This window comes from Streptococcus sp. 544 (assembly GCF_013277385.1).
Classification (GTDB): Bacteria; Bacillota; Bacilli; order Lactobacillales; family Streptococcaceae; genus Streptococcus; species Streptococcus mitis_BA.
In genome coordinates, this window is sequence record NZ_VMMU01000001.1 from 131,662 (window position 1) to 155,577 (window position 23,916).

General features: G+C 38.6%; 21 protein-coding genes and 1 riboswitch. Of the genes, 4 read left to right on the top strand and 17 right to left on the bottom strand.

What is annotated here, in order from left to right; genetic code table 11:
• Positions 1-4 precede the first annotated feature (4 nt).
• The 14 genes from HT728_RS00680 to HT728_RS00745 form a co-directional block, all read right to left on the bottom strand.
• Positions 5-1,015, bottom strand: coding sequence for an ABC transporter ATP-binding protein (locus HT728_RS00680; protein WP_033679773.1), 1,011 nt, complete (start codon positions 1,013-1,015; stop codon positions 5-7).
• A 102-nt stretch (positions 1,016-1,117) separates the two neighbouring features.
• Complete coding sequence (locus HT728_RS00685; RefSeq protein WP_000738376.1) at positions 1,118-2,185, bottom strand: extracellular solute-binding protein; 1,068 nt, start codon at positions 2,183-2,185, stop codon at positions 1,118-1,120.
• Positions 2,186-2,209: 24 nt separating this feature from the next.
• Positions 2,210-2,869, bottom strand: a complete 660-nt coding sequence (locus HT728_RS00690) for a DUF1868 domain-containing protein (protein WP_000793811.1) — start codon at positions 2,867-2,869, stop codon at positions 2,210-2,212.
• Positions 2,870-3,052: 183 nt separating this feature from the next.
• On the bottom strand, positions 3,053-4,063 hold the full coding sequence (galE, locus tag HT728_RS00695; protein WP_000996560.1) for a UDP-glucose 4-epimerase GalE: 1,011 nt from the start codon (positions 4,061-4,063) through the stop codon (positions 3,053-3,055).
• A 12-nt stretch (positions 4,064-4,075) separates the two neighbouring features.
• Complete coding sequence (gene galT, locus HT728_RS00700) at positions 4,076-5,551, bottom strand: UDP-glucose--hexose-1-phosphate uridylyltransferase (RefSeq protein ID WP_173233231.1); 1,476 nt, start codon at positions 5,549-5,551, stop codon at positions 4,076-4,078.
• A 12-nt stretch (positions 5,552-5,563) separates the two neighbouring features.
• The gene (locus HT728_RS00705) at positions 5,564-6,205 is read right to left on the bottom strand and encodes a phosphate uptake regulator PhoU (RefSeq protein ID WP_033679770.1); all 642 of its coding nucleotides are present in this window, start codon (positions 6,203-6,205) and stop codon (positions 5,564-5,566) included.
• Between the two features lie 57 nt (positions 6,206-6,262).
• Entirely contained in the window at positions 6,263-7,009 is a 747-nt protein-coding gene (locus HT728_RS00710) for a protein phosphatase 2C domain-containing protein (protein WP_078148259.1), read from the bottom strand.
• Entirely contained in the window at positions 6,993-9,071 is a 2,079-nt protein-coding gene (locus tag HT728_RS00715; RefSeq protein ID WP_173233233.1) for a glycosyl hydrolase family 28-related protein, read from the bottom strand. Before HT728_RS00715 ends, HT728_RS00710 begins: the two co-directional genes overlap by 17 nt.
• Before the next feature lie 921 nt (positions 9,072-9,992).
• Positions 9,993-11,219, bottom strand: coding sequence for a DegT/DnrJ/EryC1/StrS aminotransferase family protein (locus HT728_RS00720; protein ID WP_173233235.1), 1,227 nt, complete (start codon positions 11,217-11,219; stop codon positions 9,993-9,995).
• A 42-nt stretch (positions 11,220-11,261) separates the two neighbouring features.
• Positions 11,262-11,954 carry a sugar transferase gene (locus HT728_RS00725; RefSeq protein ID WP_061087659.1) on the bottom strand — a complete coding sequence of 231 codons (693 nt, stop codon included), beginning with the start codon at positions 11,952-11,954 and terminating at the stop codon, positions 11,262-11,264.
• 130 nt (positions 11,955-12,084) lie between these two features.
• Entirely contained in the window at positions 12,085-13,827 is a 1,743-nt protein-coding gene (locus tag HT728_RS00730; protein WP_173233237.1) for an ABC transporter ATP-binding protein, read from the bottom strand.
• On the bottom strand, positions 13,817-15,562 hold the full coding sequence (locus HT728_RS00735) for an ABC transporter transmembrane domain-containing protein (RefSeq protein ID WP_173233239.1): 1,746 nt from the start codon (positions 15,560-15,562) through the stop codon (positions 13,817-13,819). Before HT728_RS00735 ends, HT728_RS00730 begins: the two co-directional genes overlap by 11 nt.
• A 207-nt stretch (positions 15,563-15,769) precedes the next feature.
• Positions 15,770-16,405 carry a DUF421 domain-containing protein gene (locus HT728_RS00740; RefSeq protein ID WP_173233241.1) on the bottom strand — a complete coding sequence of 212 codons (636 nt, stop codon included), beginning with the start codon at positions 16,403-16,405 and terminating at the stop codon, positions 15,770-15,772.
• Positions 16,402-16,857, bottom strand: a complete 456-nt coding sequence (locus HT728_RS00745) for a DUF3290 family protein (protein ID WP_173233243.1) — start codon at positions 16,855-16,857, stop codon at positions 16,402-16,404. Before HT728_RS00745 ends, HT728_RS00740 begins: the two co-directional genes overlap by 4 nt.
• A 133-nt stretch (positions 16,858-16,990) precedes the next feature.
• On the opposite strand from HT728_RS00745, the gene HT728_RS00750 reads away from it, so the two are divergent.
• The 4 genes from HT728_RS00750 (at position 16,991) to HT728_RS00765 (ending at position 20,697) form a co-directional block, all read left to right on the top strand.
• On the top strand, positions 16,991-17,818 hold the full coding sequence (locus tag HT728_RS00750; RefSeq protein ID WP_173233245.1) for an exodeoxyribonuclease III: 828 nt from the start codon (positions 16,991-16,993) through the stop codon (positions 17,816-17,818).
• Positions 17,819-17,829: 11 nt separating this feature from the next.
• The gene (locus tag HT728_RS00755; RefSeq protein ID WP_112443817.1) at positions 17,830-18,216 is read left to right on the top strand and encodes a VOC family protein; all 387 of its coding nucleotides are present in this window, start codon (positions 17,830-17,832) and stop codon (positions 18,214-18,216) included.
• Positions 18,217-18,431: 215 nt separating this feature from the next.
• Positions 18,432-18,527, top strand: a riboswitch (purine riboswitch).
• Positions 18,528-18,853: 326 nt separating this feature from the next.
• Positions 18,854-19,435 (top strand): xanthine phosphoribosyltransferase, encoded by a 582-nt coding sequence (locus tag HT728_RS00760; protein WP_000770415.1) that lies wholly within the window; start codon positions 18,854-18,856, stop codon positions 19,433-19,435.
• A complete protein-coding gene (locus HT728_RS00765) occupies positions 19,435-20,697 on the top strand; it encodes a nucleobase:cation symporter-2 family protein (RefSeq protein ID WP_004256021.1) in 1,263 nt (420 codons plus the stop codon). Before HT728_RS00760 ends, HT728_RS00765 begins: the two co-directional genes overlap by 1 nt.
• A 32-nt stretch (positions 20,698-20,729) precedes the next feature.
• Here HT728_RS00765 and HT728_RS00770 read toward each other — a convergent pair whose 3' ends face one another.
• The 3 genes from HT728_RS00770 to HT728_RS00780 all read right to left on the bottom strand — a co-directional run bounded on the left by HT728_RS00770 (position 20,730) and on the right by HT728_RS00780 (position 23,882).
• Positions 20,730-21,134: a PaaI family thioesterase gene (locus tag HT728_RS00770; RefSeq protein ID WP_173233247.1), complete on the bottom strand. Its 405-nt coding sequence runs from the start codon at positions 21,132-21,134 to the stop codon at positions 20,730-20,732.
• A 69-nt stretch (positions 21,135-21,203) separates the two neighbouring features.
• The gene (locus HT728_RS00775) at positions 21,204-22,685 is read right to left on the bottom strand and encodes a UDP-glucose--hexose-1-phosphate uridylyltransferase (protein WP_173233291.1); all 1,482 of its coding nucleotides are present in this window, start codon (positions 22,683-22,685) and stop codon (positions 21,204-21,206) included.
• 18 nt (positions 22,686-22,703) lie between these two features.
• Positions 22,704-23,882, bottom strand: coding sequence for a galactokinase (locus HT728_RS00780; protein WP_173219649.1), 1,179 nt, complete (start codon positions 23,880-23,882; stop codon positions 22,704-22,706).
• Between the last annotated feature and the right edge of the window lie 34 nt (positions 23,883-23,916).

Consider the following 23,916-nt stretch of genomic DNA (forward strand, 5'->3'; position numbering starts at 1 on the left):
CTCCTTAAAATTGCAGAACGTCTGATGGTGTGATAAATAATTCCACACTTTCTCCGACAGATCTAATAGCAGCCTGACTATCAATACTTGTTACATTAAGAATCTGACTTTCAGAAACTTTTATTGTATAGTGAATTGTAACTCCAGAAAACTCAACATCAATAATTGTCCCTTTTAGAATGAAATCTTGTTCAGTTTCACGATTGAATCGAACTTTCTCTAATCGAATGTATCCTTTTTTATCTTCTAAGAAAACGCTTGCATTTTTCAGTAATACTTCGTGGACTGTTTCATCGGTCAAAACATTAATATCTCCAATAAAATCACATACAAATTCAGTTTGAGAATTATGATAAATTTCTACTGGTGTACCGACCTGTTCGATGTATCCATTGTTAAAGACTGCAATTCTATCAGATAAAGTCAAGGCTTCCTCTTGATCATGAGTAACATATAAAGTAGTAATACCTAACTCTTTTTGAAGTCTTTTCAACTCTTTTCTCAAATCTACACGTAATTTTGCGTCAAGGTTTGACAATGGTTCATCTAGACAAAGAATTTTAGGTTCAAGAACCAGAGCACGAGCCAATGCTACCCTTTGTTGTTGACCCCCAGATAATTCTGATACATTACGCTGTAACTGTTGATCAGAGATCTTAATTTTTGCTGCTACTGCTGATACTTTTGCTTTAATAACATCTGGAGCTACCTTCTTAACTTTTAAACCAAATGCAATATTATCAAAAACAGTCATAGTTGGAAATAGCGCATAAGATTGAAATACAATACCAATTCCACGCTTTTCAGGTTCCAAATGAGTGACATCTGTTCCATTAACTTCAATACTTCCTGATGATGGATCTAGAAAACCTACCAATGCTCTCAAAGTAGTTGATTTACCACATCCTGAAGGTCCAAGAAATGTAAAAAATTCCCCTTCATGTATATCTAAATTTAGATTATCAATTGCAACAAAATCACCATATTTAATTTGAATATTATCAAATTTAATCATCTCACTAACTCCCTCTATTACTAAACCAAAAGCCTCTCTTTATTTCTTCCTTAAATTTAGAAATAATAGAGAGACTTGGACATAAAAATTAACTCTTATTTCTTATTGTACGTATTCTAATTCAGCTTTTTCTACCCATTCATCCAAATGCTTTCCAACAGCTTCCCAGTCAATATTTTGTGGTTTCACTTGATCAACAAATTTTTTCGTATCTTCAGGTAACTCTGTTAGGGCATCTTTATTTGCAGGAATAGATCCAAAGTTCTTACTATATTCTACTTGAATTTCTGATTGACCAAACCAATCAATAAATTCTTTAGCTAACGCTTGTTTTTTACTAGTGCTTAAAACCATAGTTTGTTCAGTTACAAATGGTACACCAATCTCAGGAGTCATAACTTTGAAAACAACATTTTGTTCTTTTTGTCCAACTAATGCACCAGAACCCCACATCATTCCATATTGTATTGGATCTTCTTTGTCTAACATCTTAACAATTGAACTTTCTCCCTTTTGAAGAGTGTATGCATTTTTCAAATATTCTTTTGCTGCTTCCCAACCTTTTTCGGAAACACCTAATTCACCTTTATCATCAAGGTATCGAACTAAGATACTTGCTAGAATTGCCCGTCCTGTACCACCTTGAAGACCAGAAATTGAATATTTACCTTTATACTTACTACCTAATTCAGTCCAATCTTTAGGCATTTCTTTTACATCAGGCGCCCCAATTAAAACTAATGGTTGAACAATCACAGGATTATAATAATTATCTTTATCTGATAAAGATTGATCAATTTTATCTAACCATTTAGGCTTGTACTGGACTAGTAATTTTTGATCTCTAATTTTATTTGAATCAACAGCACCAATTCCAAATACCATATCTGCAACTGCATTATTCTTCTCGGCAATAACACGGTCTGCTAATTGAGCGCCAGGAATATCAACCATTTTTATATTAAAACCAGCTTCTTTTGCTTTAGCAGTTAACCAATCACCACGACCATTTGAAACTGAGTTCGAATAGATTACTAATTCTTGACTTTTATCAGCTTTTTCTTCAGATGAAGAAGCAGTCGTAGAGTTTGAACCTCCAGAGCAAGCAGCAAGTGTAGTAAGAGCAACTCCCGTTGCAAGTACAGTAGACCAAACTTTCATTTTTTTCATGATAAGTTCTCCTTTTTTATTATTTTATTTAAATTTTTCGTGATATGGAACAAATTGTCTCATATCTTCAAATACAGTATAGTCAATACGGTTTACAGTAATAGTTGGAATCTTCTCTAATAAGATTTCAGTTAATTCTGCTCTGACTTTAGTAAACTCTTCTTCCTCCTCTTCGGTTAGAGGAATCCGAAGATATCCAATTGAAATATGGAATTGATATCTATCATGATTAGGGAAACGAACACCTGCTTTTTCTGAAACATAAGTACGAATTTCTTCTAATCTCTTTGCAGAAGCTTCATCTGCAGGTTCAACTAGTATGTTTTGTTTTCCCATTTCAGTCACACGCATATGAATTTCTTCATCCAACAATGGAAAAATTTCAAGTTGTTTAGCAAAGTAATCATGTATTTCCTGTAAAGGTGTATCAAGAGGAAGATTACTGCTCCAAAACTCCGTTTCACGATTTTCATGGCACAACAATTCAATTACAGTCATGTGAATAGAATTCCTTGGAGTTAAAGTAAACTTATCGATAAATGGTAATTCTCTATAACGTGATTGAATAATATCAACAACTTCCATCAAATCTTGTTTAGTATAAAGATTTGCTACAACAGTATTTCCTGGAAAATGATTAAATTCTCCATTTTCTTTGAACTTAATTTTTGTTAGGTTTTTCATATAAAGACCCTCTTTTTTATATTTGACACCGGTGTCATCCATGCTTATATTATATAACGAAACCGTTTACTTTGTCAAGCGCTTTCAAACATTTTTTAAAAAAATTTATCTTTCATTAAATATGCATTTCATTAAAAGTTTAAGTAATTTTTCCAAAATACAGCACTCATATAGACAGTATCATCAATTATAGCCATTGGGATTTTTTGATTGCCAATTCCATGTATCTCTACACATGTCTTCAATCGATTTTGTTGTCCTCCAATTTAATTCCTTATATGCTTTGTCTGCATTTGCATAACAAGTTGCAACGTCTCCTGAACGTCTTGGAACTATTTTATAAGGAATAGGGATCTTATTAACACTTTCAAATGTATTTACAAGTTGTAATACACTAGTGCCTTCTCCCGAGCCTAGGTTATAGATATAAACATCTGTTTTTTCAGATACTTTTTCTAAAGCTTTTATATGTCCTATTGCTAAATCTACTACATGGATATAATCACGCACACCAGTACCATCAAGCGTATCATAATCATTTCCGAACACACTTAGCTCTGACAGCTTACCTACCGCTACTTGTGCAATATAAGGCATCAAGTTGTTAGGAATTCCTGAGGGATCTTCCCCAATCAAACCAGACTCATGAGCACCAATTGGATTGAAATAACGAAGCAACGCAATACTCCATTCTGAGTCTGCCACATGAACATCTTTTAAAATTTGCTCAAGCATCACTTTCGTATACCCATAAGGATTTGTAGCACTTGTTTGCATCGTCTCAATTAGAGGTGACTGATTGTTAATTCCATATACAGTCGCACTTGAAGAAAAGACAATCTTTTTAACATTAAATTCTGACATCACTTCAACAAGTGCCAATGTACTCATAATATTATTTTTGTAGTACATCACAGGCTTTTGCACGGATTCTCCGACAGCTTTATAACCTGCAAAATGAATTGCAGCATCAATCGATTCTTGTTCAAATACCTTTCTCAATGCTTGTTTATCACAAACATCTAATTCGTAAAACACGGGACGTATTCCTGTAATTGCTTCAATACGGTCTAGCACCAAGATGCTAGAGTTCGAAAGGTTGTCGACAATGATAACTTCCTTTCCTAAATTTAGTAATTCTACTACGGTATGGCTACCAATATAACCAGCTCCGCCTGTTACCAATATTGCCATTTGGGTTTCCTCCTAATTAATTCCAACCGACTTAACAAATCTCATAAACGCTTCATGCCCAGACGGTGTATTCTTATAAACTCCTGCATCTTCCAGAACTCTCGCAAACACTTGTCCTACTTCGTGTTGAACTACGCTATTAACCTCTTCTTTATTAATGCGAGGATATTTTTCTTTCAATTGGTCGGCCCATTCTAAATGATAATCCGCAATTGCGTTATCTTTTCCTAAAAGATATTTCTCAACTTCTTCTAACTCTGGTTTCAAACGAGGTGGTAATATCGCAAGTCCCATCACTTCGATTAACCCGATATTTTCCTTTTTAATATGTTGTACATCTTGATGAGGATGGAAAACACCATCTGGGTATTGTTCAGTAGTATGATTATCTCTTAGAACAATATCTAATTCATATCTCCCGTCCACTTTACGAGCAATAGGAGTCACCGTATGGTGTGGGACATCTTCAGTCATAGCAATGATGTCTACTTCTAAATCTGAATATTCTCTCCACTTATTTAGAATTTTAGTAGCTAAATCTAACAAGCGATTTTTATTTTCACTTTGTAACCTAATTACTGACATTGGCCATTTTACAATACCAGCATTAACATCCTCAAAGTCTTTAAAACGAAATTCACTCTCAAATTTTGCTTTTTCCATTGGGAAAATATGTTTCCCTCCCTGGTAGTGGTTATGACTAAGAATGGAGCCTCCTGAGATAGGAAGATCAGAATTTGAACCAGCAAAATATCCTGGCAAAATATCAACAATCTCCAATAATTGTTCAAATGTTTTAGAGGTAATAGCCATTGGTACATGTTGACTATTTAAAAATATCGCATGCTCATTAAAGTATGAGTAGGGAGAATACTGGAATCCCCATACTTCGTCACCAAGTTTCAACCGAATAATTCTATGATTCGAACGTGCTGGATAATTTATTCGCCCCTGATATCCTTCATTTTCCATACATAGTAAACATTTGGGATAATTAGTTGCTTTTACTAATTTTTCAGCAGCAATTGTTTTTGGATCTTTTTCGGGTTTTGACAAATTTATCGTAATCTCTAGCTCTCCGTATTTAGTTGATGCTCTAAATTCAATATTCTTAGCAATAGCAGAAGTTTTAATATAATCACTATCTTTACTTAACTTATAAAACTCTTCAACTGCTTCTTGAGGTGATATATCATATGAACTCCAAAAAATATCATTTAATCGACTAGGTAAAGGAACTATGAAATTCATTAACTCTGCTCCTAAACATTCCTTTTCCTCGATTAAATCTTTAATTTTACCGTTTTTTAAGGCGATTTCCACTAAGTAATCTTTTATTTGTTTCAGGTCATTTTCATCGGAAATGCGATCAGTTCCCTCCTCACCTATTAACGCTAGTACTCTATTTTTCACATATATTTTGTCAATTTCATTATACATTCCGTATTCAATTACTCTATCAACAAAATTATCAATAATTGTTTTCATATATTTTTCTTTCTAATTTATGTTCCCATATTTTCTATACATTATCCATTTATAAATTGCTTGCGTAGTATGAGCAATTTTATCAAGGTGATGAATAATATCCAAAGCACCAATTACTTCAGAAACGTTCCCATCATCTTCAAATATGTAATTCATGATTTTCTTTTCAATATTTATACTAAGCTCTTCTATCTCATTCTGTTTTTGTATAACAACCATATCTAAACATCCAGATTGTTCCTCTCTATAACAAGATATAGCCCTATTCATATGCAGTCCGATAACTTCATGAAGTATTTTTATTTCTGAAATAATTTTCTTCAAAATTTCATTGTTTTGAATAATCTGTAGATTTTTTAAAATTTCAACAATTCTATCCCCAATACGTTCAATGTCAGTTGATATTTTTATTACACTAATAATTCTTCTTAAGTCATATGAAACGGGATGTTGTAAACAAATTAACTCATATCCTTTTTTATCAACATTTAGAACTGACTCATTTATGATTAAATCTTCTTTAATCAATTCTATTCGTTCTTCATTTGATAAATATTCAAATAACTTCTCATATTTATCAAGCACAGATACCCAAATGGTCTCTAAATTATTTGATAATTCTATAATTTCATTTTCTAAATATAACCTTAACATTTAGGTACCTCTTCTTAACAAAGTTCAATAGTAACAATTAATATTTTAAACAATATATCAAACATCAATAACTAGAATACTTGCATCATCTTTCTTTCCATAGATTGGATCAATAGCAGAAGAATTAAATCTCATCTTAATTAACTCTTCAAAAGTTTTATTTTGATTATTTTGATAGAATTCATAAAAGCCATCGCTCATTAAAACAATTTGTTCACTAGTAACATCTATTTGATTAATAATAGCATGGTCTAAAAATCTCTCATCCAACGAACCTATCCAGTACCCACTCGGTTGATTAGATAATTTTCTGATTTTTTGTAAAATAATTTTTTTATTTAAAACACTATTTGTACCAATTGAGTCTTTTATCTCATTTTTCCCTTTTTCAAATAAGTTATCTACTCTATGATCAGTTATTTCCATTTCGTTTACTAACATGACGCAGTCACCTAGCATCATATACTCCAACTTTTTTTCTGAAAGTTTAGCAAATATAAAAGCAAATGTTGGTAAGCGATAATACTCTGTTAATTCATATGAGTTTAAACCGATTTCATCTTTAACCTCGAGTAAAGCAGTTTCAAATATTTGTTTAAGAGTTTTTGATTCTTTACAATTAACCGACAAACTTTCTGATAAAATATGTACAACTTCTGAGACTGAATAACCTATCTCCTCTTTAGAATTATATAAATCTGTAGCTCCATCGATAATCCAAAAATACTGATTTTGTGAACCTACAGTATCCTCATTTTCTACAGAACTTCCTTGTATCGAACAAATTTTATTTATCTTTACCATAATACTTCAACCCTTTTAGTGTCAAAAGTAAACCAATTCCTGTCACTGTTAAGAATAGTTCCATAATCTTGTTCGAACCAGTCTTTGGTAATTTTTGTTTTACCTCTACTATTTCTTTAGATTTATTAATATGATTTTCAGTTTCTCTGCCATCTCCAACTATTTTATGGTTCACTTCTTCTATCTTATTATCTTGTTTATTGTCGATCTTGTCATTAATTTGTCTATTATCTTTACTTGAGTTAAACTCTCCTTTCTTCTGGTTACTATCAATTACATTATTTGAATTAGATTGTTTTTCCTCTTTGTTTTTTTCTTTTTCGTTTTTATCACTTAAATTATTTGTTACAATTTTGTAAAGCCCATTCTCCGTTACAATATTGAAATTACCATCGCTATCACGTATAACAGCTTCTTTCTCATTTGCATTAGATTTGATGAATGATATATACTTACCGGATAAATTATAAAATTGGTTATTTAAAACGGTTATTTTACCCTTTGAATCCTCAATAACAATTCCTTCTTTACCACCGAATATACTATTCTCTGAGACTACTAAATTATCACTAACTCGTAATAATTCAATATTTGGTTGTTCTGTTTCCTTAGAATTATTATTAATTACATTTTTTGTTACAGTAATATCTGATACTTTTCCTAAATATTCTGCACTATCTTTTGCAACTCGTATCGCTTTTGTTTTAGGATCGGCAATATTAAATATATTTTCGGCGATAACCACCTGTTTATTTAAATCTAATAGGTCTTTAGTGTTTTTATAGCTATAAGCATTTACTAAAGCTGCTCCGCTTTCTCGATAATGTACACTCTCTCCTTTAACTTTCTTATCAAAGCGATTTCCTTTGATTAATACATCAGTGAATCCTGTAAAACGTACACCTGCATACATCATGTTATCAAAATGATTATTTAAAATTTTAATATTAGAGGGGTTCTGTGTCGACAATGTTTGATAGTGTGTGCCAATTGCTGTTACTAATTCCCCAGATTTATCACTTTTGCCAAAATAGGAATTTTGAATAGTCACATTTTCAGATTTTTTCCCATCATCATTCAAGGCATAAGGAAAACCTTTTCTAGTTAATGGTTCAATCTGAATGCTCTCCTTACTTATGATTTGCCCATCCTTCATCGTTTTGGGTAAGGCTTGCCCAAGAAAACGAGAATTATCAACTAATACATTTTTCGAACCTGCAATTTGAATAGCATGCCCTTGATAACTATCCTTGAATGTTACATTTTTTATAGTTACGTTATTTGAATTCCCAATAGCAAATGCACCTGAAGAATTTATAAGTGGTAGATTTTTTGCTTTAGTTCCTTCTTCATTCAAAGCACCGTTCATATCAATAGTACCACCAGAATAACTAATATCTTCTGTTGGGCCCCATTCTACTTGCGCACCATCATCCGTAAATAAACCTGTCATAAAAACAATAGAAGGGTGATTCTTAATATTTATACCATTTAGAATGGTAGCTTTCTCATTCAATTCTAAGTGTGTATGACTTTTTAAAAAAACAATTTCTTTTACTAAATAAGTTCCTTCCGGAAAATATACATTTCCTCCACCTAGCCCTTGAGCTGCAGCATCTATTGCATCTTGAATTGCTTGTCGATCATCATTAACTCCGTCACCTATTGCTCCATAATCTTTAACATTCAAAGCTACGTCTTCGTTCAGATTAGTACTTAAAATAGTATTCACTTCCATCCCAGAGATGTTACCCATCATAGTATCATTTGTTATATCAGGTTTATTTTGATTAATACTCACTCCTCCATTATTATCAGTACTTAAACTTGAATTGTTATCAAGACTGAGAGTATCAGAATGGGGTTCCGCAGATAATGATGTAGATGTGCTACTCAACAAAGAGTTCATTTGCATATTATCTTTAGACGAAGAAGTTTCACCAACTACTTCATTAGCTAAAACACTTTGTGTTCCAATAAATAAAACCGCTAAGAGAACTGAGCAAACTCCCACCTTAGACTTACGAATAGAGAAAACCTCATTTTGTTGAAAAGATTTCATATTAGCCTCCAATTAAAAACATTATGTCCTAATTTAATATTCATATAAATTCCATGCCAGAAAATGACACCGCTGTCATTTTCTTTATAATATATTTTTAAATCAAAATTGTCAAGGAATAACACAATAAAATATCAAAATTGTGAAAGCGTGACCATTTATATATCTAACCATACTTCTAATAATTCTTTAACCTTCCATTCAAAAGTGATTACTATCTTTCTTAGCTTGAACATAAAAATATCCTATTCACTGTATTTAAAGCATGTTGACATCTCGTAAAATACTAATTTATAAATACAAGAACAAATATCTTGTCATGCAAGCATTCGCCAGGTATATTTACATGAATATCGTTCATATAGCGGATTGAAATCAAAACAATACAATATATTTCTTAAATAGATTTTCTATAAAAGCTAGATTCAAGCTCTATAAAAATAAACGCAGTTCTTCTAAAATACTGGAATAGGACATATAAATCATTGCAGACACGTGTTTTATAGATTATTTCAAAAGAATGACTAGAACATGAAAAATAGTCTCAAAACTTTGAACAATATTCTGAAAACAAAAAAGAAAGACGCGAGTTTCCACAACCTCATTCGTGGAAACTCGCGTCTTTCAAAAAATAGGGTGAATTGAAAACTAGAACAAGACACTACATTTTCTAAATGATGCCTAATAAAAATTCTAAATGCTACACCAAATTGCTCACATCTCATTTCAAACCATACAGTATATTGAAACTATAAGAGTACACCTTTGCTTCTAAAATATTGCTAGAAATTAATTTGACTATCCTGATTGATTTGTCCTGTTTTTATTTCATTTTACTATAGGACTTTCAATTGAAAACAACAGTTTTACACTCAATTAGACTTTTTAGAAACAGAATCACTATTACTTGACTGTAGTTTGTCATTTTTTTGATGAAGCTAGTACTTTTTCAGAAACTGTTTTGAAAGTCTCAATGATATAGTCCACTTCTTCATCGCTTAATTTAGTGTGAAGCGGAAGCGTAATTTCATTTTCAAAGAAAGCATAAGCCTTAGGATAGTTGGCCATATCAAAGCCAAGATTCTTATAGGCTGTCAAGAGCGGAAGCGGTTTGTAGTGGACATTACTTGCAATTCCTGCTTTGGCTAATTCTTGGATGATAAGATTGCGTTCTTCTAAGCTCGCTCCTTCTACATGGGTGATGTAGAGGTGGCGTGAAGATTCGACAGTATCAGTCTTATGTGCCAATGGATGGATACGAGAACCTGAAAAACCACGATCATAGCGGTCCACTATCTCCTTACGACGTTCTAGTAAACCAGGGTAACGGTCCAATTGTACCAAACCAAGTGACGCCATGATATCGGTCATATTGCACTTGTAGGCTGGTGTGACGATATCATATTCCCATGAGCCCAGTTGCATCTTGGCAAGAGCATCCTTAGTTTGCCCATGAAGGGAAAGAATTTGGAATTCCTTGTACATCTCTTCGTCGTCAATCGCTGGATTGGCCTTCCAAGTCGCACTTCCTCCCTCAGCAGTTGTAAAATTCTTAACGGCATGGAATGAGAAGGATGTAAAGTCAGCGATAGAACCAGCTGGTTGTCCTTTATAAGTTGATCCCAAAGCATGGGCACTATCAGAAACAATGACAATACGGTTAAAGGCTTTTTGCCACTTGCTTGAAGCAGTAAAGAGGTCACGTTTTTTCTCCACGACTTGGAACAAACGGTCATAATCGCAAACAATCCCTGCAAGCTCTACTGGGATAATCACCTTGGTTTTTTCAGTGATAGCTTGCTCAAGCAGGTCATAGTCCATCTCAAAAGTATCTGCTTGGATATCCACCATGACAGGGGTTGCTCCCACGTGCGTGATGACACTACATGAAGCTGTGTAAGTCATAGCTGGAACGATGACTTCATCACCAGGCCCCACTTCCAAAACACGCAAAATCAACTCAAGAGCGGCAGTCGCAGAGTTGAGGCAGACAGTCTTAGGCGTCTGTGTATATTGAGACAAGCGACGCTCCAGTTCTTTTGTCTTAGGACCTGTTGTAATCCAACCAGAACGCAGGGTATCCGCTACTTCAGCAATTTCAGCTTCCGTAATATCGGGTGGTGAAAATGGAATATTGTAATTTGGCATTGATTTGCTCCTTTTATCTGTACTCATTTTCTCATGACTACTTTATTTTAGCACTTCAAACACGGTTTGAAACATGATTTTGATGTCTCCAAGGAAACTAAACTCTCGGAGATAGGCGAGGTTATAGCGCATCTTTTCAGGAAGGACGTGTTCGACATAGGCTTGGTCAACTGATAGGCCTTTTTCGGTCATTTGACTGATGATAGTGTCCTCATCCTTGTAGTTGATGCTGGCTGGAGAGGTAATTCCTGCTGGTAAGAGCAAGGTCGCCATCATTTCAGGGCTATACTGCTCTGTGTAGCGCGGAACTTCAGGTCGTGTACCGACAAAGGACATCTCACCTTTAAGGACATTGACCAACTGAGGTAGTTCGTCCAAACGGACACGGCGGATGAAATTTCCCACTTTGGTAATGCGGCTATCGTTAGCAGAAGTCACCAGACTTCCTTTTTTGTCTGCATCCGTTACCATGGTACGGAACTTCCAAATCTTGAACCGACGGTTATACTGGGTCACGCGCTCTTGCTTGTAAATCACTGGCCCCTTGCTATCCAATTTGATCCAAATGCTCAAGATGAGAAAGATGGGAGAGGTCAGAACCAGCAAGACCAAGGCCAAAACCCAGTCCAAACAACGCTTGAAAATCAGCGAACCCTTCCTTTTAGAGACAAGCTGGTAGTAAGACTCAACCTCGCTTGATTTCATTTCCACGGGCAAGTCTTCCCATTTCAGCATGCTGTTTCTCCTTTGTTTTTATTATACTATTTGTCAACATTTTTCATTATACCACAAAATGGAAAAGGCGGTGAAAGAAATCTGTAATTTGAAGAATTTCCTTCTTATATTCAATGAAAATCAAAGATTATTAGGACATGGCTCCCGCTTGCAAACTATACATCTTGTGATAGGTTCCTCCCAGAGCCAAGAGTTCCTCATGAGTGCCACTCTCGATAATGCGCCCCTTGTCCAATACGTAGATACAGTTGGCGTCTTGGATGGTCGAAAGACGGTGGGCGATGGCAATGGTTGTTCGTCCCTGTCTCATCTTAGCCAGAGAAGCTTGAACCAGACTTTCTGTTTCAGAGTCAATATTGGCTGTCGCTTCATCCAAAATCAGAATTTTAGGCTGACTGGCTACTGTTCTAGCAAAGGCCAGAAGCTGACGCTGACCAGTAGAGAAGCTCGACCCACGCTCGGAAACAGGGGCGTCATATCCCTGAGGAAGTTCTTGAATAAAGGAATCTGCATCCACGAAGGCTGCAGCAGCCTGGACCTGCTCATCACTAATGTCTTGGTACATGGCGATATTGGACTTAATGGTCCCATGATAGAGGAAGGGTTCCTGCAAGACCAGCCCGATATTTTTTCTCAGTTCTTCTTGACTGTAGTCCCTAATATCCACATCATCCAAGAGAACTCGCCCTGACTGAAATTCATAAAAGCGCATGAGGATATTGATGATAGAAGATTTCCCTGAACCTGTATGCCCCACAAAAGCAATGGTCTCACCCTTATTAACGGAGAAGGAAATATCATCCAGAATCGGATGTTTCCCATCATAAGAAAAACACACATGTTCAAAACGGATATTGCCTTCTTTGACTTTAGCCTGCCCATTTTCTTGGAGAGGTTCATAGGTACTCTCGTCTATCAGGGCAAAGACACGGCCTGCAGACACCATAGACGTTTGCAGGGTTGAAAAGTTTTGCGTTACTTCAATCAAGGGGTCAAAGAGACGATTGATATACTGGATAAAGGCATACATGGTTCCTGCTGTTATTCCCAAATAAAGTCCACGATAGCCAAAATAGGCCATTAAAACTGCATATCCTAGGAGTTTCAGTAAACTCATGGCAGGGCGCAAAAAGAGGGCATCCAAGGCTACAGAACGGTAGGCATAGACCAAGTGTTCTTGGTTGATCTCATCAAATTCTGCCTGCAGGCGCTTCTCTTGATTAAAGGCCTGGATTATTCTGATTCCCTCGATGTTTTCAGCCAGCTTGCTGTTGATATCTGACAAGAGACTTCTGGTTTTCTCAATGATTTTCACTGATTTTTTCCGATAGAGATTGACCAAAAGGAAAATCAAGGGGAGAAAGAGCAAGACTAATGCTGTCAAACGAAAATCCAACACCAACATGGTATAAAGAGTTGTCAGAAAGATGAAAACTGCTGAGATAAAGCTAGATAAAATCCCCGAAAACATATCACTGATGGTCTCGGTGTCATTTGTCAAACGAGAGACAATGGAGCCTGCTGGCGTCTTGTCAAAATAAGACATGCCCAGCTTCTCCATATTGGCAAAGGCATCGCTACGAATATCCCTAACAATACTGTAAGACACGCGCGCAAAGAGAAGATTGCCGACATACTGGACCAGAGTTTGTAGGATATAAAGGCCATAGTAGGCCAGCAAAACGGTCACGGCGAGGTGGTTGAGATTGCTGAGATACTGGTCGATAAAGTGGGAAGCCACAAGGGGAATGACACTTTTGATGACCGTAGTCGCTAGGAGAAAACTGAGTGCCAAAAAGGTAAGGAGTCCATAAGGCTTGAGATAGGACATCAAGCGCTTCAATACAGCCCATTGTTCTTGTTTATTCTGCATCTTCTTCTCCTTTCATTTCCAACTGCTGAGACTGGTAGGTTTGGGCATACCAGCCATCTAGGGCTAGCAAGTCTTTGTGCGTACCACGTTCGATAATTTGACCATTTTGCAGAACCAATATCAGATCTGCATGAACAACTGCACTGAGGCGATGGGCAGTGATAATGGTTGTTTTGTCCTTTCGCGTCTCCTTGAGGTTGTCGATGATGGCATACTCTGTCTTGGCATCCACGGCGGACAAAGAATCATCCAAAATCAAAATGTCAGGGTCTAAAATCATAGCTCGACTCATGGCCAGACGCTGCTTTTGACCTCCAGAAAGACTGACTCCTTTTTCACCAATCAACGTATCAAATCCCTGAGGCATGGCTACAATGTCTTGGTAAACTTGGGCTAGCTTCGTCGCCTCCTCGACTGCTGAAAGGGACAAGTTAGGATTGCCAAAGCGGATATTGTCTAAGATAGAAGTCGCAAAGAGAAACTGATCCTGAGGAACATAGCCCATGAGACTACGAAGAACTGTCAGACGATAGTCACGAATATCGTGGCCATTTAGATAAATGGCTCCCTTGTCCACATCATATTCACGCAAGAGAAGTTTGATCAAGGACGTTTTTCCAGAGCCTGTCTGACCAACCAAGCCCAGAGTTTGCCCTTTTTCCAAACTAAAGTGAATATCCGTCAGTGTTTCCTCATTTTCAAAGGCAAAGCTGTCAATAGCGTACTCCAAACGCCCATTTTCGATACCATCTAAAGGTAACTCAGGGTCTTGTACAGGTGATTCCTGATACAAAAGTTCCTCAATCCGCTGATAAGAAACCTTCCCTCGCTGAGTGATATTAAAGAGGAAACCAATAGCCATAAGAGGCCAGACCAACATATCCAAATAACTGATAAAGGTAACTAAATTCCCAACTGTAATCTGCCCTTCCTGAACCATCAAGGAGCCGACCAAGAGCGTTAACACATAGGAGGAACCAACAAACAAGAGAACCATGGGGTCAAAGAGACTATCGTATTTCATGGTTTGGAGGTTCTTTTGGAAGGTCAATTCATTGACTGCCTGAAAGGATTTCAACTCGTCCACCTGATAACCGAAGGACTTGGTCACTTTGATACCTGATACGGACTCCTGTACCTTGTTATTAAGTTCGGAAAAGGCAGCTTGGGATTCGCCAAAGGCCTTGTGGGTCTTTCTCCCTAGACGACTGGTCGCATAAGCCATGAAAGGCAGGGGAAGAATGGCAACCAAGGTCATCTGCCATGAAATGCTAAAGAGCATGGTCAGCAAAGTCACCAGCGCCGTGATAGAGGCATCCACCGCTGACATAACACCACCCCCTGCCAGACGCGTTAGGGCATTGATATCATTGGTTGCGTGTGCCATCAAGTCCCCTGTCCGATAGGTCTGATAAAAGGCTGGAGACATCTTAGTGAAATGCTCAAACAAGCGAGACCGCATAATCTGTCCCAAACGGTAGGAAGTCCCGAGGATATACATACGCCAAACATAGCGCAGATAGTACATCCCAAAGGCCGCAAGTAGCAAATAAAATAGGTCAAGAAGGAGGTCCTGCTGAGTTAATTGCTCCGAAGTAATGGCATCAATAACCCGCCCCATAACCATAGGTGGAATGAGATTGAGGACGGAAACCAAGACCAGGGCCACAATTCCGACTAGATAACGGCGTTTTTCTAACTTGAAAAACCACCAAAGTTTTTGAATAATGGACATAAAATCCCTTTCTGATTGCAAATGGAAACCTGAGGCCAATACTCAATAAAAATCAAAGAGCAAACTAGGAAACTAGCCGCAGGCTGCTCAAAGCACTGCTTTGAGGTTGTAGATAGAACTGACGAAGTCAGTAACATATACATACGGCAAGGCGACGTTGACGCAGTTTGAAGAGATTTTTGAAGAGTACAAGACCCCAGGTTTTTCTTATTCATAGGTTACAACTGTAACAGCACCCTTGTCATACTCAGCGATAAAGATATTGGCTACATTGTCATGTCCTTGCTTGTTGAGGTTATCAAGCAACCACTCTTCGCTACGGCCAATCGTTTCCAAGACGTCCACTTGGATCACACCGTCAGTTACAACTGGATACTTAGGATTTTCATCTCCCATTTGGACCACGATGAGTTGGCCATTTTGCTCCTGCACAGCTCGTTTGACCTGTTTCATCTGGAAAATCCCTTGGCTACGAAGTTTGAGAGCAACATCTGCCGCAGACAAGCCAACTGAACGACAGGCTTCTGGGTCAATCTGCCCATTTTTGATGAGGAGAGTTGGTTTTCCATCAATCAAGTGTTTGACAAAACGAACATTGTTATTGAGCCACTTGAGTGTCAAAACCAAAATCGTCCACATCATCAAAATCACTGCGTACTGGAGAATACTAATTGAACTATTGTAAATCACCCCACCGATGATACCACCAAGAACATAGTTCTGAATTTGGTCTGTCGCAGAGTTAGGTGCTAGATTCCCCTTTCCTGTCACATTGATAACAAAAACAAGCGAGAAAAGACCCAAGGCCAGTTTGATTAAAATTTCCAAATAGTTGAGTGTCATTTGTTTACCTCCACCAATTCAATAGCGTCTGTTTGATTCAATTCTAATTTTTCTAAAAGATACTTGTCTGGGTCACTTCCGTTTATAGCACGGTAGAAATTTGAACCGACCTTGACAAGCGCTCCATCAGTGGCAGCTGAAGTATTGACGTAAACTTCTGATTTATCCACTCCCAAGTCTTTGGAAACAACCTCTATGAAATGAAGTGAAGTTTGAAATTGAGTGTTAGAGGCTTGATCGGTCTGATATTTTGAAATCGTCACCAAAAGCATGGCTACTAAAGTCAAGGCCAAAATCATGACCAATTCACGAAATTTAGTTCCCTTTTTATCACGATAAGCCTTAAAAGCAAAAAATCCTGTGATAGCTAGGAGCACAATCCCAAAGCCAATCATGATTCCATTTTGTTGACTGATTTGGCTAAGCACATAGTCATATGAGTAAAATTTCATTTATTTTCACTCCTTTTCATAAAATCATTCTTCATTATAAACGAAAGAGGGTGATTTTTCAAACCATACGTTGGGGAAATAGACCTTTTTTTGGTATAATAAAATCTATAATCTGAATGAAAAAGGTAACTTTATGAAACTTATCTCATGGAATATTGATTCCCTAAACGCTGCCCTAACTAGTGATTCAGCTCGTGCCAAATTGTCCCAAGAAGTCCTACAAACCTTGGTCGCTGAAAATGCTGATATTATCGCTATCCAAGAAACCAAGCTTTCTGCCAAAGGGCCTACAAAGAAACACTTGGAAATTTTAGAAGAACTCTTCCCAGGCTACGAAAACACGTGGCGCTCTTCTCAAGAACCTGCCCGCAAAGGCTATGCTGGTACTATGTTCCTCTATAAGAAAGAACTCACACCTACTGTCACTTTCCCAGAAATCGGTGCCCCTTCTACCATGGACTTGGAAGGCCGCATCATCACTTTGGAATTTGATAAATTTTTCGTGACCCAGGTTTACACACCAAATGCTGGTGATGGTCTCAAACGCTTGGAAGAACGCCAAGTCTGGGATGTCAAATATGCTGAGTACTTGGCTGAACTAGACAAAGAAAAACCAGTTCTTGCGACCGGTGATTACAACGTTGCCCACAATGAAATCGACCTTGCAAATCCTGCTAGCAACCGCCGTTCACCAGGATTTACCGACGAGGAACGTGCTGGATTTACCAACCTCTTGGCAACTGGATTTACCGACACCTTCCGCCATATTCACGGCGATGTTCCAGAACGCTACACTTGGTGGGCACAACGCAGTAAGACTTCTAAAATCAACAATACAGGCTGGAGAATCGACTACTGGCTGACAAGCAACCGCGTGGCTGACAAGGTGACCAAGTCTGATATGATTGACTCAGGAGCTCGTCAAGACCATACACCCATTGTCTTGGAGATTGAACTCTAAGGAGAAAACGAATGGACTATCAAGCCGTCATTCCTGAATTTGTAGTATCTGACATCGAAAAATCACGCCACTTCTACTGCGACTTGCTGGGATTTTCTGTCGAATACGAGCGTCCAGAGGAGAAATTTCTCTTCCTCTCGCTTGAAGACTGCCAACTTATGCTAGAAGAAGGCAGCGCAGAAGAATTAGCTCAGCTGACCTATCCTTTCGGGCGCGGTGTCAATATTTCCTTTGGCATTGCAGATGTTCCTCGACTCTATCAGAAAGTAATCGAGTCTAACTATCCTATTCATCGTCCTTTGACTAAAAGAGAATTTCGAGTTGGCGAACAATATATCTATCCTCATGAATTTGCAGTTTTGGATCCAGATGGCTATTTTTTAAGATTTAGCGAGTAGAAACATAAAGACTGAAGAAAAAGGCATATTGTCAAGTCTTGAAAAATCTTGATAATATGCCTTTTATGATGGAAAAACCTTCTAAATGTTAGTCAATAAGTTAATTCTTGCCTTTTTTTATTATATTTGTTCGTTTTTCAAACCAAAACACTAACAAAATATTTGATTTCTAAAGTTATTTAGTGTAAAATAAAAACATTGGCTCAAGCCTATTTGAAATTGAATATCATTTTACTTGTTTATGTCGTGAATTGGCACGACGTTTCTACAAGGTGCCGGAACACCTAACAATAAGTAAGTCAGAAGTGAGGTATGGTCGTTTTTGCCATGCCTATTTGGGGGACTTACTTAGAGATTAAGTAGGTCCTTTTTGAATATTTTTAATATTTCCCTTAATTAGTGCGGACGGGAGCAACTTCCTTCGGAATTTCATCCCTAATTTTTGAGCCAAAAGTCTCAAAAATTCCGTCATAGACAATAACAAACTTATTGTCTATGATACCACTACAACGGGAAATATTTGATAAGACTCGCTTCGCTCGTACTAGTTTTATCAAATATATAGTACTAGCAAACTGGATCCCCATAGAAACATTTAACCAACAAGTAAACTGGCTTTTAGACTTTAGGAGGTCTTATGAAATTATTAGAAGAGCGCATCCTCAAGGATGGGCATATCTTGGGTGATAACATCCTCAAGGTGGATTCCTTTTTAACCCACCAAGTTGACTTTAGCTTGATGAGAGAGATTGGTAAGGTTTTTGCGGAAAAATTTGCTTCTGCTGGCATTACCAAGGTCGTAACCATTGAAGCGTCTGGTATTGCCCCAGCCGTTTTTACAGCTGAAGCCTTAAACGTTCCCATGATTTTCGCTAAAAAAGCTAAAAACATCACTATGAACGAAGGAATCTTAACTGCCGAAGTTTACTCCTTTACCAAGCAGGTAACCAGCACCGTTTCTATCGCTGGAAAATTCCTCTCACCAGAGGACAAGGTTTTGATTATCGACGACTTCCTTGCTAATGGCCAAGCTGCTAAAGGCTTGATTCAAATCATCGAACAAGCTGGTGCCACAGTCGAAGCTATCGGTATTGTGATTGAAAAATCCTTCCAAGATGGCCGTGATTTGCTTGAAAAAGCAGGCTACCCTGTTCTATCACTCGCTCGTTTGGATCGTTTTGAAAATGGTCAAGTCGTATTTAAGGAGGCAGATCTCTAATGCAAACTCAAGAAAAACATTCACAAGCAGCCGTTCTTGGCTTGCAGCACTTACTAGCCATGTACTCAGGATCTATCCTGGTTCCCATCATGATTGCGACAGCCCTTGGCTATTCAACTGAGCAATTGACCTACCTGATTTCTACAGATATCTTCATGTGTGGGGTGGCAACTTTCCTCCAACTCCAACTCAACAAATACTTTGGGATTGGGCTACCAGTCGTTCTCGGAGTTGCCTTCCAATCAGTCGCTCCCTTGATTATGATTGGACAAAGCCATGGTAGTGGCGCTATGTTTGGTGCCCTTATCGCATCAGGGATTTACGTGGTTCTTGTTTCAGGTATCTTCTCAAAAGTTGCCAATCTCTTCCCATCTATCGTAACAGGATCTGTTATTACCACTATTGGTTTAACCTTGATTCCTGTTGCTATTGGAAATATGGGAAATAACGTTCCAGAGCCAACTGGTCAAAGTCTCTTGCTTGCAGCTATCACTGTCTTGATTATTCTCTTGATTAACATCTTTACCAAAGGATTTATCAAGTCTATCTCTATTTTGATTGGTCTAGTTGTTGGAACTGCCATTGCTGCTAGCATGGGCTTGGTTGACTTCTCTCCTGTTGCAGCAGCACCACTTGTCCATGTCCCAACTCCACTCTACTTTGGGATGCCAACCTTTGAAATCTCATCTATTGTCATGATGTGTATCATCGCAACGGTGTCTATGGTTGAGTCGACTGGTGTTTATCTGGCCTTATCTGATATCACAAAAGACCCAATCGACAGCACGCGCCTGCGCAACGGTTACCGCGCAGAAGGCTTGGCCGTACTTCTCGGAGGAATCTTTAACACCTTCCCGTACACAGGATTTTCACAAAACGTTGGTTTGGTTAAATTGTCAGGCATTAAAACTCGCCTGCCAATCTACTACGCAGCTGGTTTCCTAGTTCTCCTTGGACTCCTTCCTAAGTTTGGCGCCCTTGCCCAAATCATTCCAAGCCCTGTCCTCGGTGGTGCTATGCTGGTGATGTTTGGTTTTGTATCTATTCAAGGGATGCAAATCCTCGCTCGTGTTGACTTTGCTAACAATGAACACAACTTCCTTATCGCAGCTGTATCCATCGCTGCAGGTGTCGGACTCAACAACAGTAATCTCTTTGTCAGCATGCCGACAGCCTTCCAAATGTTCTTCTCAAACGGAATCGTCGTAGCCAGCCTCCTCGCCATTGTCCTCAATGCCGTATTAAATCATAAAAAGAAATAAGAAAAAGAGGTGTAAGCCTCTTTTTTGTTTCTCTATATCCTTACCTGTCTATCTTCTGACCGCTGGCCTGTGACAAACATGGTAAATGTTGCTTTGCAGACATTTCTGCCCTCTTGATTGGTGATATCCACATCCACGACACAGGTTGTGCGACCTTGATGGACACACTTTCCTTTAATAGTCAGCACATCGTCGAGTTTTCCTGCCTTGAGATAGTTGATAGAGGATTGAAGCGTCACTACGTCTAGTCCTAGCGAGATGAGCACCAAACCACTAATCTGGTCGCAAAGGGTAAAGAGATAGCCACCATGGGCATAGCCATAGTAGTTGAGCGACGAGTCCACTACTTTGGTCGTCACCACAACGTGACCATCTCTCATTTGTTCAATTTCGTAATTTTCAAAGGCAGATATAGCGTCAAAATGAAAGTCTTTCATCGTTTCCTCCTGATATTTCAAACGACACTATGATACTACTTTTTATAGGACTGTGCAAGGAGAAAGCTCCTAGTCTGACAAAATTCCGACCTGCTCCACAAAGCGCATAAAGGCTGCCTGTCCTTGTTCTGTCTGCTTGTAGACTCCTGCGTCCTCAAGCACACGTGCAAAGATAGCACCAACAGAGTCCTTGACGATTTCAAGGGCTTTTTCTTTATCTGTTATGTCTGGATATTGGGCTCTAAGTTGGTCTGCCCATTCCTGATGATAATCGGCAACTGTAACAGTTTCTCCTACAAGATAGCTAGCGACTTGCTCCACTTCTTCTTTCAGACGTGGTGGCAAGATTGCCAAGCCCATGACCTCAATCAAGCCGATATTTTCCTTCTTGATATGTTGGACATCCTTGTGAGGATGATAGATGCCATCAGGATGTTCTGCAGAAGTCTGATTGTCCCGCAAGACCAAGTCCAACTCAAACTGTCCATCGCGTTTGCGGGCAATGGGTGTAATTGTATGGTGTGGTGTTCCATTACTTTCTGCCAAGACTTGCACCCTTGGATCTGAATACTGGCGCCATTCCTGCAAAATCTTGTCAGCTAAGTTGATCAAATCTTCTTTGGAAGCCGAAGTCAAACGCAACACTGACATTGGCCACTTGACAATCCCAGCCTTGACCTGCTCAAAACCAGTAAAAGAGAAAGTCTTTTGCAAGGGAGCCAATTCCATAGGAAATACGTGACGGCCTCCCTGATAATGATCATGAGTTAAAATGGAGCCCCCAACAATCGGCAGGTCGGCATTAGAGCCAGCAAAATATCCTGGAAACTGCTCTACGATAGCAAGAAGACGTTCAAAACTCTGACGACTAATGGCCATGGGACGATGCTGGCCATCTAAGAAAATACAATGCTCATTAAAGTAAGCATAGGGCGAATACTGGAAGCCCCATTCCTGACCAGCCATTTCAAAACGGATAATCCGGTGGTTGCTGCGGGCTGGGTGGTTGACCCGACCATGGTAGCCCTCATTCTCTAAACAAAGTTGACACTGAGGATAATTACTAGCTTGCACCAACTTGGCTGCCGCAATCTCTTTAGGATCCTTTTCAGGCTTAGAGAGGTTGATGGTAATTTCAAGTTCACCGTAATCAGATGGAACACGATAAGCAATGTTCTTAGCAATGGCCTTGAGTTTGATGTAGTCATTCTTCTGACTGAGTTGGTAGAAATCCGCTATCGCTTGCTCAGGAGAGTGGGCATAGGTTGTCCAAAAGTCAAGATTGACCTGACTCGGACAAGGAGTCACCAAATCCATCAGTTCAGCACCAAGGATTTCACGCGCAGTCTGACTATCTTCAATCGTCTCTAATCGAACGGCTTCCTCAACCAGCTGGTCCTTGAGGTCAATCACTTTATCCAGATCCGTCTCAACTTCCAAAACACCGTCTCCCACTCGTGCCAAGACACGATTGGTCAGGTAGATTCGATCCATTTCCTCAAATGAACTTTCAGAAATGACATGTGTTACAAATTTATCTACTAAGGTCACCATAAAGCCTCCTTTTGACTAGTCAAGGACGCGAGTGCCACCTGCAACTTCAGCGATATAGAAACTTGGAGCGTATCCAACTACTTCCTCGTAGTGTTTGCCTACAGCTTCCTTAAAGGCATCAACAGCATCTTTTTGCACCAAGGCAATGGCACATCCGCCAAAACCTGCCCCTGTCATACGAGCACCGAGAACACCTGCTTGAGCCCAAGCTGTGTGAACAAGGGTATCTAATTCCACGCCAGTTACTTCATAGTCATACTCTAGGGAAACGTGTGACGCATTCATCAAGCGACCAAATGTTTCCAAATCTCCTGCTTGGAGGGCTGCTTGAGCTTTGAGGGTACGTTGGTTTTCAAGCACTGCATGACGAGCACGTTTCAAACGATTTTCATCTTTAATCAGATAGCTATATTGGTCAAAGGCCCACTCATCCAATTCACCCAAGGTCTGAATATCTAAGGCTGCTTGCAATTCTTCCACTGCTTTTTCACATTCAGCACGACGTTCATTGTATTTAGAATCCGCCAATTCACGGCGTTTATTGGTGTTCATGATAACAACGACATTGTCCTTCAAATCAAGTGGCACCAAGTCATACTCTAAAGTGTTAGTGTCTAAGTAAATAGCACGTTGGTCAGCCCCCATACCGATAGCAAACTGGTCCATAATACCAGAATTCACTCCGATAAAGTTATTTTCTGTTTGTTTTCCAATTTTAACCAAATCGAGACGCTCTAATTTTAAATCAAAGAGATGCTCTGCCACGACTCCTGTCAAGAGTTCCAATGATGCTGAAGAAGATAATCCAGCACCATTTGGGATATTCCCATAAACATAAAAATCAAAACCTTTGTCAATCACATGTCCAGCTTCTTGCAAGAAATGAAGGACCCCTTTTGGATAGTTGGTCCAGTTGTGCTCTTTTTCAAACTTGAGGTCAGCGAGAGGCACTTCGATAATACCCTTGTCCTCAAAGTTAGCTGAGTAGAAACGCAAGACTTGATCATCACGTTTGCGAGCAGCCCCATAAGTTCCTAAGGAAATAGCAGCTGGAAAAACGTGTCCACCGTTGTAGTCTGTATGTTCACCAATCAAGTTGATACGACCTGGTGAAAAGAAGGTTTGGTCTGCTTCTTGACCAAAAACAGCAAGAAAGTCTTTACGAAGAGCTTCAGCAGTAAGATCTTGTGTCATATGAATTCTCCTTTGACTGTCCGTTAAGTCACCT

What these genes read in the sequence shown, in the direction of transcription:
- HT728_RS00720 (WP_173233235.1), bottom strand. Translation starts at nt 11,219, where the DNA reads ATGCCAAATTACAATATTCCATTTTCACCACCCGATATTACGGAAGCT.
- HT728_RS00690 (WP_000793811.1), bottom strand. Translation starts at nt 2,869, where the DNA reads ATGAAAAACCTAACAAAAATTAAGTTCAAAGAAAATGGAGAATTTAAT.
- galE (WP_000996560.1), bottom strand. Translation starts at nt 4,063, where the DNA reads ATGGCAATATTGGTAACAGGCGGAGCTGGTTATATTGGTAGCCATACC.
- HT728_RS00705 (WP_033679770.1), bottom strand. Translation starts at nt 6,205, where the DNA reads ATGTTAAGGTTATATTTAGAAAATGAAATTATAGAATTATCAAATAAT.
- HT728_RS00770 (WP_173233247.1), bottom strand. Translation starts at nt 21,134, where the DNA reads ATGAAAGACTTTCATTTTGACGCTATATCTGCCTTTGAAAATTACGAA.
- HT728_RS00755 (WP_112443817.1), top strand. Translation starts at nt 17,830, where the DNA reads ATGGACTATCAAGCCGTCATTCCTGAATTTGTAGTATCTGACATCGAA.
- HT728_RS00710 (WP_078148259.1), bottom strand. Translation starts at nt 7,009, where the DNA reads ATGGTAAAGATAAATAAAATTTGTTCGATACAAGGAAGTTCTGTAGAA.
- HT728_RS00765 (WP_004256021.1), top strand. Translation starts at nt 19,435, where the DNA reads ATGCAAACTCAAGAAAAACATTCACAAGCAGCCGTTCTTGGCTTGCAG.
- HT728_RS00780 (WP_173219649.1), bottom strand. Translation starts at nt 23,882, where the DNA reads ATGACACAAGATCTTACTGCTGAAGCTCTTCGTAAAGACTTTCTTGCT.
- HT728_RS00715 (WP_173233233.1), bottom strand. Translation starts at nt 9,071, where the DNA reads ATGAAATCTTTTCAACAAAATGAGGTTTTCTCTATTCGTAAGTCTAAG.
- HT728_RS00760 (WP_000770415.1), top strand. Translation starts at nt 18,854, where the DNA reads ATGAAATTATTAGAAGAGCGCATCCTCAAGGATGGGCATATCTTGGGT.
- HT728_RS00680 (WP_033679773.1), bottom strand. Translation starts at nt 1,015, where the DNA reads ATGATTAAATTTGATAATATTCAAATTAAATATGGTGATTTTGTTGCA.
- HT728_RS00730 (WP_173233237.1), bottom strand. Translation starts at nt 13,827, where the DNA reads ATGCAGAATAAACAAGAACAATGGGCTGTATTGAAGCGCTTGATGTCC.
- HT728_RS00745 (WP_173233243.1), bottom strand. Translation starts at nt 16,857, where the DNA reads ATGAAATTTTACTCATATGACTATGTGCTTAGCCAAATCAGTCAACAA.
- galT (WP_173233231.1), bottom strand. Translation starts at nt 5,551, where the DNA reads ATGAAAACAATTATTGATAATTTTGTTGATAGAGTAATTGAATACGGA.
- HT728_RS00740 (WP_173233241.1), bottom strand. Translation starts at nt 16,405, where the DNA reads ATGACACTCAACTATTTGGAAATTTTAATCAAACTGGCCTTGGGTCTT.
- HT728_RS00685 (WP_000738376.1), bottom strand. Translation starts at nt 2,185, where the DNA reads ATGAAAAAAATGAAAGTTTGGTCTACTGTACTTGCAACGGGAGTTGCT.
- HT728_RS00735 (WP_173233239.1), bottom strand. Translation starts at nt 15,562, where the DNA reads ATGTCCATTATTCAAAAACTTTGGTGGTTTTTCAAGTTAGAAAAACGC.
- HT728_RS00750 (WP_173233245.1), top strand. Translation starts at nt 16,991, where the DNA reads ATGAAACTTATCTCATGGAATATTGATTCCCTAAACGCTGCCCTAACT.
- HT728_RS00725 (WP_061087659.1), bottom strand. Translation starts at nt 11,954, where the DNA reads ATGCTGAAATGGGAAGACTTGCCCGTGGAAATGAAATCAAGCGAGGTT.